This window comes from Variovorax sp. 10N432, from assembly GCF_056394465.1.
Map to the genome: position 1 here is coordinate 23,253 of NZ_JBFTHX010000053.1, position 11,717 is coordinate 34,969.

Here is an 11,717-nt window from a genome sequence, read left to right on the forward strand (position 1 = left end):
CATGCCCGCCCCCTGGTTCGAAGACGAGATCGCGCAGAGCTTGGCGCCGTTGCTGCCCGGCATCGGCGTCGAGGTGGTGGCCGAGATCGGTTCCACCAACACCGAGCTGATGCGCCGTGCGCGCGAAGGCGACAACGCCGCGGTGCTGCTCGTGGCCGAGCGCCAGACCGCCGGCCGCGGCCGCCTGGGGCGTCCCTGGCAAAGCGCCCAGGACGCCCGCGAGCCGAGCTCGCTGACCTTTTCGCTCGGCCTGTCGCTGGCCCCGCGGGACTGGTCCGGCCTGTCGCTGGCGGTCGGCGTCAGCGTGGCCGAAAGCCTGGACCCCTCCGGCGCCGCCGGCCTGGGGCTCAAGTGGCCGAACGACCTGTGGGTCGGCGAACGCAAGCTCGGCGGCATCCTGATTGAGACCGCCCTGCTCCAGCCCGATGTCGCCGAGCGCTACCTCGTGATCGGCATCGGCATCAACATCGGCGCGCGCGAAGCGGCGAACCTCAGCACGCCGCCCGCCTGGCTGAAGGAATGGCGCCCGGACGCGACGCCGGGCGAGGTGCTGCGCGAGATCGCCGCCTCGCTGGTGCGCGACGTGCTGCTGTTCAGCGGCAGCAGCTTCGTGCCCTTCGCGGCCCGCTTCGCCGCCCGCGATGTGCTGCGCGGCCGCGAGGTGCGGCTCAGCGACGGCACCGAAGGCCACTGCGAAGGGGTCGGATGGGGCGGCGAACTGCTGGTCCGCACGCCCTCGGGCGTCCAGATGATCAGCAGCGCCGAAGTCAGTGTCCGGCCCCGTCCCGCCCCGATTTGACAGGACCCATGCGCCTGGTCGTCATCCTCCTGCTCGTCGCCAACCTGGGCTATTTCGCCTGGACCCGCGGCGCGCTGGCCCTCTTCGGCGCCGAGCCCGCGCGCTTCAGCGAGACCGAGCCGCAACGTCTGCAGCAGCAGGTCCGCCCGGAGATGCTGCAGATCCGCAAGGTCGAGCCCACCAAGCCTTAGCCGGCGCGCCGAAGCCAAGGCGGTGCGCCAGCAGCACCGCTGCATCAGAACCCGTCCATGTTTCGCCCGAACCCTGCCCTTTTCCCCCACGCCGACCCGTTCGACGCCTCTCCCATCCTGCGCGGCCCCGAGCGGCCCGAACTCATTCGAGACGAGGTCCTGGCGTCGTTGTTCGAGGCCACCGCCCAACGCGTTCCGACCCGGACGGCGCTGATCTTCGGCGATCGGCGGCTGAGCTACGGCGAACTGGACGCGCAGGCCGACCGTTGCGCATCGCGGCTCATCGACGACGGCATCCGCCCCGGGCAGATCGTCGGCCTATGGCTGCCGCGCGGCATCGAGCTGCTGGTGGCGCAGCTGGCGATCGCCAAGACCGGCGCCGCCTGGCTCGCGCTGGATGCCGACACGCCGGTCGAACGCATCGCCGCCTGCCTGGACGATGCCGGTGCCGCGGGCATCCTGAGCTGCAGCGAGTTCGCGCCCCGCCTGGCGGCCATCGGCCGACCGCTCTGGCGGGTCGAGGCGCTGCTGGCCGAGCGCGTCCCGGCTGGCGCGCTGCAGCGGCGCGCCGCGGCGCTGCCCGAGCACCCGGCCTACGTGATCTACACCTCGGGCTCGACCGGAAAGCCCAAGGGCATCGCCATCAGCCAGCGCAGCATCTGCCACTTCCTGCGCAGCGAGAACGAGATGCTGGGTGTGCGGCAGGACGACCTCGTCTACCAGGGCTTCTCGGTCGCCTTCGACATGTCGTTCGAGGAGATCTGGCTCAGCTACCTGGTCGGCGCGACGCTCTGGATCGCGCCGAAGGCGCTGGCCTCCGATCCCGAGGCGCTGCCGCAGGCGCTGGCCGTGCATGGCATCAGCGTGCTGCATGCGGTGCCCACGCTGCTCGCCCTCTTCGGCCAGGACGTGCCGAGCCTGCGCCTGATCAACCTCGGCGGCGAGGCCTGTCCGCCCTCGCTGGTGGCGCGCTGGGCCCGGCCCGGCCGCCAGCTCTTCAACAGCTACGGCCCGACCGAAACCACGGTGTCGGCCAGCATGGCCGAACTGGCGGTGGACGACCCCGTCACCATCGGCCTGCCGCTGCCCAACTACGCGCTGCTGGTGATCGCTACCGACATGGCGGCCGGCCCCCGGCTGCTGCCGCGCGGCGAGATCGGCGAGTTGTGCATCACCGGGCCCGGCGTCGCGGCGGGCTATCTGGGGCGCCCGGAGCTGACGGCCGAGAAGTTCCTCCCCAACCCCTGGTCGCGCGACACCGACGATGCCCGGCTGTATCGCACGGGCGACCTGGCGCGCATCGACGAACTCGGGCGCGTCCAGTGCCTGGGCCGGACCGACGACCAGGTCAAGATTCGCGGCTTTCGCGTCGAGCTCGGCGAGATCGAGGTGCTGCTGGCACAGCAGCCGGGCGTGGGCACCGCGGCCGTGGTGCTGCGCGAGGTCCAGGGCGTCGATCAGCTGATCGCCTTCCTGGTGCCGGAGGGCAGCGCCGAGGTCTCGGCCCCAGCATTGCGCTCGGCGCTCGCTGCGCGGCTGCCGCCCTACATGGTGCCGGGCCGGATCGAGCTGCTGGCGCAGATGCCGCGGCTGAGCTCCGGCAAGATCGATCGCAAGGCCTTGAAGGCGCAGCCGCTGCCGGAAGCCGTCGCTCCCGCCGGCGATTCGGACCGCCCGGAGACGGCCGCCGAAGCCGCGCTGTTCGCGGCGCTGGCCACGCTCTTCCCCGGTTTCCCGATCCGGCGCGATTCGGATTTCTTCGATGAACTCGGCGGCCATTCGCTGCTGGCGGCGAGGCTCGCGTCGATGCTGCGGGCCGATCCGCGCTTTGCCCGGATCACGGTGCGCGAGATCTACCGCAACCGCACGGTCGGCGGCATCGCAGCCGCGCTGGAGGCCAGCGGCAGCCAGACTGCCGAGCGCGTGCCCGACTGGACGCCGCCTTCGGCCTGGCGTCGCTGGCGCTGCGGCCTGGCGCAGGCGCTGGCCATCCCGGCGCTGGTCGCCATTCGCATGGCGCAGTGGCTGGCGCCTTTCTTCACCTACCACTTCTATACGGGCAGTCCAGGCGATTCGGTTCCCTACGCGGTGACGATGTCGGTGGGCGCCTTCCTGGTCGCCACGGTGCTCGAGTTCGTCCTGGCCCTGGCCGGCAAATGGCTGATCGCCGGCCGGCTGGCGCCGGGCCGCTACCCGCTCTGGGGCCTGACCTATTTCCGCTGGTGGCTGGCCGACCGGCTGGTCGATGCGGCGCCCACCTATTTCATCAGCGGTTCCTCGCTCCACGCCTGGTGGCTGCGAGCGCTGGGTGCGCGCATCGGGCGCGACGTGATGATCGGGTCGGTCAAGCTTCGCGCGCCCGACCTGTTCTCGGTCGGCGACGGTGCCAGCATCGGCAACGCGGTCAACTTCGAGAACGCGCGCGTGCTGTGCGGCGAGCTGCGCCTCGGGCCGATCGCCATCGGCGCGCAGGCCCACGTCGGCTCCTACGCGGTGCTGGAAGGCCATACCCGGATCGGGGACTGGGGCCATCTCGACGCCCAGTCCGCGCTGGCCGAGGGCCAGGCGTTGCCGGCCGGGCGCATCTGGAGCGGTTCGCCGGCGCGCGATGAGGGTGCCTTCGACCCGGCTTCGCTGCGCCCGCGTCCCGCCGTCAGCCGGCGCCGGCGCATCGGCGAAGGGCTGTTCTTCTTCACCGGCGCCCTGCTGGTGGCGGCGCTGTTCTTCCTGCCCCTGTTCCCGACCTTCATGCTGATCGACGTGCTGGACGACTTCGACCGCTTCCCCTGGCTGGAGACCAACGGGGTCGTGATGCAGCTGCTGAAGTACTTCGTGCTGGCGCTGCCGGCAGCGGCGGTGATGATCGTGCTCACCGCGCTGGTCTCGGCCGGCATCCGCTGGAGCGTGCTGCCGCGCCTGAAGAGCGGCAGCTGGCCGGTGCACAGCAACGTCTACTGCGGCAAATGGCTGGTCAACCAGATCCAGGAGTCGAGCCTGGCGGTGCTGCACGGCGTCTACGCGACGATGTTCGCGCCCGCCTGGTACCGGCTGCTCGGCGCCAAGGTCGGACGCAATGCCGAGATCTCGACCGCGCTGGGCGTCGTGCCCGACATGCTCACCCTCGGCGAGGGCAGCTTCATCGCCGATGCGGTGCTGCTGGGCGACGAGGAGATCGACGGCGGCTGGATGTCGATGCGCCCGACGGTCATTTCGCGCCGCAGCTTCGTCGGCAACGGGGCCTACATCCCGGATGGCACCACCCTGCCCGAGAACGTGCTGATCGGCGTGCTCGGCCGCGCCCCCGATCCGGCCGCGGTCCAGAGCGGCGACACCTGGGTCGGCTCGCCGGCGCTGCGCCTGCCGGCGCGCGAGGTCGTCACCGGCCATCCGGAAGAACTGACCTTCAACCCCTCGCCCATCCGCAGGCTCGGACGCGGCCTGGTCGAGGCCTTCCGCATCGTTGCGCCGCACGCCATCGTGATCGCCGCGGGCTACACCATCGTGCTGGCCGTGATGCCCTCGGCGGCCGCGGGCCATTGGGGCGCCGTCGTCGCCTACCTGACCGTCGATGGCCTGGTCTTCGGCCTCGCGACCTTCGTCTTCGTGGTCCTGTTCAAGTGGCTCTTCCTGCGCCGCTACCGCCCGCTCGCGGTGCCGATGTGGACGCCCTTCGTCTGGCTCTCCGAGGCCGCGACCAACCTCTACGAGGGCATCGCCGTGCCCAACTTCATGCACTACCTGCGCGGCACGCCCTGGCTGCCGCTGGCGTTCAACCTGCTGGGCGCGAAGATCGGCCGCGGGGTCTACCTGGACACCACCGACCTCACCGAGTTCGACTGCGTGCGCATCGGCGACCACAGCGAACTCAATGCCCAGTGCTGCCCGCAGACCCACCTGTTCGAGGACCGCGTGATGAAGATTCATCACGTGGACATCGGCGCCCGGGTCAACATCGGCCCGCGCAGCATCGTGCTCTACGGTGCGACGGTGCACGACGGCGCCCAGCTCGGTCCGCTCACGCTGGTGATGAAGGGCGAGAGCATCCCGCCGTTTTCGCGCTGGAGCGGAAACCCCGCCGCGCCGGTCGCCGCCTGACCGAGACCCAGGCCGCGTTCGTCAGGCGTGCGGGTCCGGCCCGTGCGGGCGCCGGCCGCCGTCGCGGGTGTCGATGCGCAGGCTGACCAGCGTGCCGGGCGGCCGCTGGCCCGGATGGGCATCCTCGAGCCGGACGGTGGCGCTGTGCTGGCGGGCGATCTCCAGCACGATCGGCAGGCCCAGGCCCGAGCCGTCGGCCTCGTTGCCGAGCACCCGGTAGAAGGGCTGGAACACCAGCTCGCGCTCGTGCGCCGCGATGCCGGGCCCGTTGTCTTCCACCTGCAGCACCAGGACCTGGCCGAAGGGGTCGGCCAGCACCCGCGCCGTCACGACGCCGGGCCGATCGGGCGTCGACGGCGTGTAGTTGAGCGCGTTGTCGACCAGGTTGCGCACCAGTTCCTTCAGCAGCGTCGGGTTGCCCTCGAACACCACGCCCGGCGAACCCGTCTCGGCGCCCTCGTAGCCGAGGTCGATGCGCTTGTCGATCGCCCGCGGCACGGCCTCGCGCACCACCTCGATCGTGAGCCGGGCCAAGTCGCAGGGCTGGCGCCCGATGTTGGCGCCGCTGCCCTCCGCCCGGGCCAGCGACAGCAGCTGGTTGACGGTGTGCGTGGCGCGCACGCTGGCGCGCCCGATCTGCTTGAGCGACTGCTTGAGTTCGTCGGCGTTGGCGCCCTCGCGCTGGGCCAGGTCGGCCTGCATCCGGAGGCCGGCCAGCGGCGTCTTCAGCTGGTGCGCGGCATCGGCGAGAAAGCGCTTCTGCGTCCCGATCGAGTCGTTGAGCTTGTTCAGCAGCTCGTTGACCGACAGCACCAGCGGCACGACTTCCAGCGGCACCGAGGATTCGTCCAGCGGGCTGAGGTCGCCGGGCTTGCGCTCGCGGATCCGCGCCTCGACCACCGACAGCGGCTTGATGCCGCGCACCAGCGCCAGCCAGATCAAAAGCACGGCCAGCGGCAGGATAGCGAACTGCGGCAACAGCACGCCCTTGATGATCTCGGTCGCCAGCACCGACTGCTTCTCGCGCGTCTCGGCCACCTGGAGCAGCGCCAGCGGCACATCCGGCGGCTGGCCCGCCACCCAGAGCGAGGCGATCCGCACCTTCTGCCCGTGCATCTGGCCGTCGCGCAGGTAGACCACGCCGGGCACCGGCGGATCGTCGGTGCCGGGGAACGGCACTTCGCGCTCGCCGCTCAGCAGCGTGCCGTGGACGTCGAGCAGCTGGTAGTAGACCCGGTCGATCTCGTCGCTGCCGAGGATCTCGCGCGCCGGCTGCGGCAACACGAACTTGATCTGCCCGTTGTCGGTGTCGACCAGCCGGGCCAGGGTCTGGATGTTGGACTCCAGCGCCCGGTCGAAGGGCGCATTGGCGATGCCCTGCGCCACCAGCCAGGTCACGCCGATGCTGACCGGCACCAGCAGCAGCAGCGGCGTGAGCATCCAGTCGAGGATCTCGCCGAACAGGGAGCGCTGGGCGCGCTGGAAGAGTTTGACCAAGCGGGTGCGGCGCGCCGGGGATCAGGAGGGGATCTTCTCGAGGCAGTAGCCGAGCCCGCGCACGGTGGCGATGCGCACCGGCCCCTTCTCGATCTTCTTGCGCAGGCGGTGGATGTAGACCTCGATGGCGTTGAGGCTGACCTCCTCGCCCCATTCGCACAGGCGCTCGACCAATTGGTCCTTGCTGACCAGCCTGCCGGCGCGCTGCAGCAGCACCTCGAGCAGGCCGAGTTCGCGCGCCGACAGCTCGATCATCTTGCCGTCGATGGTCGCCACCCGGCCCGCCTGGTCGTAGACCAGCGGGCCATGCTTGATCGCGTTGCTGGTGCCGCCCATGCCGCGCCGGGTGAGGGCGCGCACGCGGGCTTCGAGTTCCTGCAGCGAGAAGGGCTTGGCCATGTAGTCGTCGGCGCCGTAGTCCAGGCCCTTGACGCGTTCCTCGACGCTGTCGGCCGCGGTCAGCACCAGCACCGGCAATTGCGAGCCGCGCGCACGCAGCCGCTTGAGGATCTCGAGGCCGTGCAGGTTGGGCAGGCCGAGGTCGAGGATCAGCAGGTCGAATTCGCTGTTGGTCATCAGCGCGGCATCGGCCTGCGTGCCGGTCGCCACGTGGTCGACTGCCGAGCCCGAGGTGCGCAGGCTGCGCAGCAGGGCATCGGCCAGCACCTGGTCATCTTCTGCAATGAGTATCCGCATGGTGCCGTGCCTCCAGACAACTTGGAATTCTAGGCCGCCGCATAGGCTTCGAGACCGATGGTTACCACGGTGGCGATCTCGCTGCCGACGCTGGCGCGGAATTCGTCCTCGGCCTGTGCGACGGCACGGCGGAAGGCCTCGAGCCAGGCCAGCCCGTCGGTCGTGAACAGCACCCGCCGCGCCCGCGCGTCGAGCGGATCGGGCCCGCGCTGGACCAGGCCCCAGGCCTCGCACTGGTCGACCAGCGTGCCCATCGCCTGCTTGGTCATGCCGGCTCGCTCGGCCAGCTCGGTCAGCCGCGAGCCCTCGCGCGCCAGGTGGCGCGTGATGTGGATGTGGGCGGCGCTCACCTGGGCCCGGGCCGCCAGGTTCGACAGCGCCAGCGGCACCTCGGCGTCGTGCGCCATCAGGCTCAGCACCCGCTCGTCGAAGCGCCGCATCGCGTGGCCCAGCAGGCGGCCCAGGTGGGTCTGGCGCCAGGCGTCGTCGGAGGGTTTGTCCATGGCTTCAAATGGTAAGGCAAACTGACCAAAAAATGGATCGCCGGAGCCATATCCCTCGCTACACTACTGTTCAAGCATCCAGCCTGTGATTAAAAGCAGATCGATGCGGCCTCTACAACCCATTGATATTCAAGGAGCTTTCCACATGGACGCACTCGTCAAAGGCACCAGCATCTCGGTCCCCAACAGCGAAAAGGCCAAGGCCCTGCAGGCCGCCCTGGCCCAGATCGAAAAGCAGTTCGGCAAGGGCACGATCATGCGGCTGGGCGAGGGCGAGGCCCTGGAAGACATCCAGGTGGTTTCCACCGGCTCGCTGGGCCTGGACATCGCACTCGGCGTCGGCGGCCTTCCGCGCGGCCGCGTGATCGAGATCTACGGCCCTGAATCCTCCGGCAAGACCACGCTCACCCTGCAGGTCATCGCCGAGATGCAGCGCCAGGCCGGCACCTGCGCCTTCGTCGATGCCGAGCATGCGCTCGACGTGCAATACGCCCAGAAGCTCGGCGTCAACCTGTCCGACCTGCTGATCAGCCAGCCCGACACCGGCGAGCAGGCGCTCGAGATCGTCGACTCGCTGGTGCGTTCCGGCGCGGTCGACCTGATCGTGGTCGACTCGGTCGCCGCGCTCACGCCCAAGGCCGAAATCGAAGGCGAGATGGGCGACTCGCTGCCCGGCCTGCAGGCCCGCCTCATGAGCCAGGCGCTGCGCAAGCTCACCGCCACCATCAAGAAGACCAACTGCATGGTCATCTTCATCAACCAGATCCGCATGAAGATCGGCGTCATGTTCGGCTCGCCCGAAACCACCACCGGCGGCAACGCGCTGAAGTTCTACGCCTCGGTGCGGCTGGACATCCGCCGCATCGGCACCATCAAGAAGGGCGACGAAGCCATCGGCAACGAGACCAAGGTCAAGGTGGTCAAGAACAAGGTGTCGCCGCCCTTCAAGACGGCCGAGTTCGACATCCTGTTCGGCGAGGGCATCAGCCGCGAGGGCGAGATCATCGACATGGGCGTCAACGCCAAGATCGTCGACAAGTCGGGCGCCTGGTACGCCTACAACGGCGAGAAGATCGGCCAGGGCCGCGACAACGCGCGCGAGTTCCTGCGCGAGAACCCCGAGCTGTCGCGCGAGATCGAGAACAAGGTGCGCGAGTCGCTGGGCATTCCGCTGCTGGCCGCGGCGGTCGAGAGCGCCGGTGCCGACGCCGACAAGCCCGAAAAGGCGGAGAAGGCCGACAAGGCCGACAAGGCCGACAAGGCCGACAAGAAGTAATCACCCGCATGGCCTTCAGTGCGCCATCGCTCAAGGGGCGCGCCCTGCGCCTCTTGAGCCAGCGCGAGCATTCGCGCGCCGAGCTCGAGCGCAAGCTCAAGAAATACGAGGAAGAGCCCGGCACCCTGGCCCAGGCCCTCGACGAGCTGGCGGCCAAGGATTTCATCAGCGAGGCGAGGGTGGTGCAGTCGGTGCTGCACCAGCGGGCGGCCCGGCTGGGCGCTGCCCGCGTCCGCCAAGAGCTGCTGCACAAGGGCATCGCGCCCGAGGCGGTGGCCGAAGCGGTGGCGGGGCTGCAGGGCAGTGAGTTCGACCGTGCGCTCGAGGTCTGGAAGCGCCGCTTCGGCGTCCCGCCGCAGGATGCGACCGAGCGCGCCCGCCAAGTCCGATTCCTGATGGCGCGCGGATTCGCCGGCGCGGTCGTCGCCAAGGTGCTGCGGCACGACCCGGACGAATAAAATCCAATTTGAGCCATTTGGCGTAGACTGGTTGCCAAATGGCAAACCCTTCTATTGCGAGCGAGCAAATGCAGCGAACCCTCTCGTTTTTCGGGGACGGCGACATGCCATTAGCTCTCGGCGAAGCCAATGCCTTGCCCTTGCTCCGGCCGGCCGCCGTCGAGCGCCTGGCCCGCAAGCTCGACGTCGCTGAAACGCGCCTGCTCGATGTGTCCAGCATTCCGACGCGCACCTTTCACCGCCGGCAGAAGCTCGACCAGCCCCTGAGCGCGACCGAGTCGGATCGGCTCCTGCGCATAGCGCGCGTGGCGAGCGAGGCCGTGCGCGTGCTGGGCAGCGAGGAGAAGGCACGACGCTGGCTCTCGAAGGACAACAGGCTGCTGGGCGCCCAGCCGCTCGAATTGCTCGCCACCGACGGTGGCGCGTGCGCAGTCGAAGCCGAGCTGCATCGGATCGACTGGGGAGACTTCTCCTGATGCGGGTCTACCGCATCAGCAAACCGGCTTACGTGGTCAACGCGCTGTCGGGGCAGGGCGCAGGGCTGTATCCGGGACGCTGGAACTCGATCGGCGGTCGGCTGGCCTATGCGGCCGGCTCGGTCGCGCTTTCCATGCTCGAAATGCTCGTGCATGTCGACAAGGAGGACGTGCCGATCGGCCGGCGCCTGCTGTCATACGAACTGCCCGACGACGGCGTTCTTGAACTGCGCCATTTGCCATCCGGATGGAGCGACCTGCCGTATTCGATTGCGGTGCAACAGACCGGCGATCAGTGGCTGGCCAGCGCTGCTTCGCTGGCCTTGCGCGTGCCGAGCGCCGTGGCCCGGCACGAATTCAACCTGCTGATCAATCCGGCCCACCCGCGGTTCGACGAGGTCGCCTTGGTGGCCAATGAAGCTCTGGCGCTCGATGAGCGCCTCTTCAGATAGCGCTCGGCGCCCGAAGCGGTCTCAAATCCCCAGCATCAGCTTGAGGTTCTGCACCGCCGCGCCGCTCGCGCCCTTGCCCAGGTTGTCGAGCCGGGCAATGACCACCGCATGCCGGTGATCCTCGTTCGGGAACACGCGGATCTCCAGCTGGTTGGTGTCGTTGAGCGCCAGCGCGTCGATCTTGCCGTCGGCGGTTGGCGGCAACACCTTCACGAACTGTTCCGGCGTGTTGCTCTTCGCGTAGTGGGCCGCCAGCGCGTCGTGCAGATGGGCGGCGCTCGGGCGGTCGGGCAGGTCGTCCAGGTGCAGCGGCAGCTGCACCAGCATGCCCTGCTTGAAGTTGCCCACCGAGGGGATGAAGACCGGACGGCGGGTGAGACCGGTGTACTTCATGATCTCGGGGATGTGCTTGTGCTTGAGGCCCAGCGCATAGGTCTCGAACAGCGGCGCCTCGCCCTTTTCGTAGGCCTCGATCATGGTCCGGCCACCGCCCGAATAGCCGCTGACCGAGGGCAGGGCGATCGGGAAGTCGGGTGGCAGCAGTCCGGCGTCGACCAGCGGGCGAACGATCGCGATCGCGCCGGTGGCGTAGCAGCCGGGGTTGGCCACGCGCTCGGCCTTGGCGACCGCGTCCGCGTGTCCGGCCATCAGTTCGGGGAAGCCGAACACCCAGCCGGGCGCCGTGCGGTGCGCGGTCGAGGCGTCGATGATCTTGGGGCGGCGGCCGTCGAGCTGGTCGATCAGCGCCACCGATTCGCGCGCCGCGTCGTCGTGCAGGCACAACACGACCAGGTCGACCCCGGCCATCAGCGTGCGCTTGGCGGCGACGTCTTTTCGCAGCTCGGGCGCGATGCTCACGAGTTCGATCTGCGGCATCGACTGGAGCCGCTCGCGGATCTGGAGGCCGGTGGTTCCGGCTTCGCCATCGATGAAGACCTTGGGCATAGGGGGGCCTCGTGTGCCTTGGGAGTAAATACGTATTGACCACAAAGTGGGGTCAATTGTTGGTGCGGCGCACCATGATACAGTTCCCTGCTGTCCGCCGCCCCCGCCGCCAGGCGCCGTGGCCCGTGGACAGCAACCACATTCTCCCGATCTCAACCCCTCGTTCCGAGAGACACCCTCATGAAGATTCACGAGTACCAAGGCAAGGAAATTCTTGCCAAGTTCGGCGTGCCCGTACCCCGCGGCATCCCGGCGTACACAGTTCAGGAGGCGGTCGAGGCCGCCCAGAAGCTCGGCGGCCCGGTCTGGGTCGTCAAGGCCCAGATCCA

12 protein-coding genes are annotated in these 11,717 nt (G+C 69.1%); 8 read left to right on the forward strand and 4 right to left on the reverse strand.

What is annotated here, in order from left to right; all coding sequences use genetic code 11:
* Position 1: 1 nt before the first annotated feature.
* Genes AC1DF3_RS33340 through AC1DF3_RS33350 form a run of 3 tightly spaced genes read left to right on the forward strand, consistent with a single transcriptional unit; the run spans position 2 to position 5,085 of the window.
* The gene (locus tag AC1DF3_RS33340) at positions 2-799 is read left to right on the forward strand and encodes a biotin--[acetyl-CoA-carboxylase] ligase (RefSeq protein ID WP_478142306.1); all 798 of its coding nucleotides are present in this window, start codon (positions 2-4) and stop codon (positions 797-799) included.
* An 8-nt stretch (positions 800-807) separates the two neighbouring features.
* Positions 808-990: a sporulation protein gene (locus tag AC1DF3_RS33345; protein WP_286510978.1), complete on the forward strand. Its 183-nt coding sequence runs from the start codon at positions 808-810 to the stop codon at positions 988-990.
* 57 nt (positions 991-1,047) lie between these two features.
* A complete protein-coding gene (locus tag AC1DF3_RS33350) occupies positions 1,048-5,085 on the forward strand; it encodes a Pls/PosA family non-ribosomal peptide synthetase (RefSeq protein ID WP_478142307.1) in 4,038 nt (1,345 codons plus the stop codon).
* 21 nt (positions 5,086-5,106) lie between these two features.
* Here the strand turns inward: AC1DF3_RS33350 and AC1DF3_RS33355 are convergent, their stop codons facing one another.
* The 3 genes from AC1DF3_RS33355 to AC1DF3_RS33365 all read right to left on the reverse strand — a co-directional run bounded on the left by AC1DF3_RS33355 (position 5,107) and on the right by AC1DF3_RS33365 (position 7,781).
* Positions 5,107-6,525 carry a sensor histidine kinase gene (locus AC1DF3_RS33355; RefSeq protein WP_286533816.1) on the reverse strand — a complete coding sequence of 473 codons (1,419 nt, stop codon included), beginning with the start codon at positions 6,523-6,525 and terminating at the stop codon, positions 5,107-5,109.
* 78 nt (positions 6,526-6,603) lie between these two features.
* Positions 6,604-7,278 carry a response regulator gene (locus tag AC1DF3_RS33360; protein WP_286510980.1) on the reverse strand — a complete coding sequence of 225 codons (675 nt, stop codon included), beginning with the start codon at positions 7,276-7,278 and terminating at the stop codon, positions 6,604-6,606.
* A 29-nt stretch (positions 7,279-7,307) separates the two neighbouring features.
* The gene (locus AC1DF3_RS33365) at positions 7,308-7,781 is read right to left on the reverse strand and encodes a MarR family winged helix-turn-helix transcriptional regulator (protein ID WP_478142308.1); all 474 of its coding nucleotides are present in this window, start codon (positions 7,779-7,781) and stop codon (positions 7,308-7,310) included.
* Between the two features lie 145 nt (positions 7,782-7,926).
* Between AC1DF3_RS33365 and recA the strand changes: the two genes are divergently transcribed.
* Genes recA through AC1DF3_RS33385 form a run of 4 tightly spaced genes read left to right on the forward strand, consistent with a single transcriptional unit; the run spans position 7,927 to position 10,443 of the window.
* Positions 7,927-9,057, forward strand: coding sequence for a recombinase RecA (recA, locus tag AC1DF3_RS33370; RefSeq protein WP_478142309.1), 1,131 nt, complete (start codon positions 7,927-7,929; stop codon positions 9,055-9,057).
* Between the two features lie 8 nt (positions 9,058-9,065).
* Positions 9,066-9,515, forward strand: a complete 450-nt coding sequence (recX, locus tag AC1DF3_RS33375) for a recombination regulator RecX (RefSeq protein WP_286533344.1) — start codon at positions 9,066-9,068, stop codon at positions 9,513-9,515.
* Between the two features lie 38 nt (positions 9,516-9,553).
* Entirely contained in the window at positions 9,554-9,991 is a 438-nt protein-coding gene (gene parS / locus AC1DF3_RS33380) for a type II RES/Xre toxin-antitoxin system antitoxin (RefSeq protein ID WP_478142310.1), read from the forward strand.
* The gene (locus tag AC1DF3_RS33385; protein WP_478142311.1) at positions 9,991-10,443 is read left to right on the forward strand and encodes an RES family NAD+ phosphorylase; all 453 of its coding nucleotides are present in this window, start codon (positions 9,991-9,993) and stop codon (positions 10,441-10,443) included. Before parS ends, AC1DF3_RS33385 begins: the two co-directional genes overlap by 1 nt.
* Positions 10,444-10,464: 21 nt before the next feature.
* On the opposite strand, the gene argC is transcribed toward AC1DF3_RS33385, so the two are convergent.
* Positions 10,465-11,388, reverse strand: a complete 924-nt coding sequence (gene argC, locus AC1DF3_RS33390; protein ID WP_286533350.1) for an N-acetyl-gamma-glutamyl-phosphate reductase — start codon at positions 11,386-11,388, stop codon at positions 10,465-10,467.
* 180 nt (positions 11,389-11,568) lie between these two features.
* Here argC and AC1DF3_RS33395 point away from each other — a divergent pair.
* The coding region (locus AC1DF3_RS33395; RefSeq protein WP_478142005.1) for an ATP-grasp domain-containing protein at positions 11,569-11,717 on the forward strand (149 nt) is incomplete at its 3' end.

What these genes read in the sequence shown, in the direction of transcription:
- AC1DF3_RS33340 (WP_478142306.1), top strand. Translation starts at nt 2, where the DNA reads ATGCCCGCCCCCTGGTTCGAAGACGAGATCGCGCAGAGCTTGGCGCCG.
- AC1DF3_RS33345 (WP_286510978.1), top strand. Translation starts at nt 808, where the DNA reads ATGCGCCTGGTCGTCATCCTCCTGCTCGTCGCCAACCTGGGCTATTTC.
- AC1DF3_RS33350 (WP_478142307.1), top strand. Translation starts at nt 1,048, where the DNA reads ATGTTTCGCCCGAACCCTGCCCTTTTCCCCCACGCCGACCCGTTCGAC.
- AC1DF3_RS33355 (WP_286533816.1), bottom strand. Translation starts at nt 6,525, where the DNA reads ATGCTCACGCCGCTGCTGCTGCTGGTGCCGGTCAGCATCGGCGTGACC.
- AC1DF3_RS33360 (WP_286510980.1), bottom strand. Translation starts at nt 7,278, where the DNA reads ATGCGGATACTCATTGCAGAAGATGACCAGGTGCTGGCCGATGCCCTG.
- AC1DF3_RS33365 (WP_478142308.1), bottom strand. Translation starts at nt 7,781, where the DNA reads ATGGACAAACCCTCCGACGACGCCTGGCGCCAGACCCACCTGGGCCGC.
- recA (WP_478142309.1), top strand. Translation starts at nt 7,927, where the DNA reads ATGGACGCACTCGTCAAAGGCACCAGCATCTCGGTCCCCAACAGCGAA.
- recX (WP_286533344.1), top strand. Translation starts at nt 9,066, where the DNA reads ATGGCCTTCAGTGCGCCATCGCTCAAGGGGCGCGCCCTGCGCCTCTTG.
- parS (WP_478142310.1), top strand. Translation starts at nt 9,554, where the DNA reads ATGGCAAACCCTTCTATTGCGAGCGAGCAAATGCAGCGAACCCTCTCG.
- AC1DF3_RS33385 (WP_478142311.1), top strand. Translation starts at nt 9,991, where the DNA reads ATGCGGGTCTACCGCATCAGCAAACCGGCTTACGTGGTCAACGCGCTG.
- argC (WP_286533350.1), bottom strand. Translation starts at nt 11,388, where the DNA reads ATGCCCAAGGTCTTCATCGATGGCGAAGCCGGAACCACCGGCCTCCAG.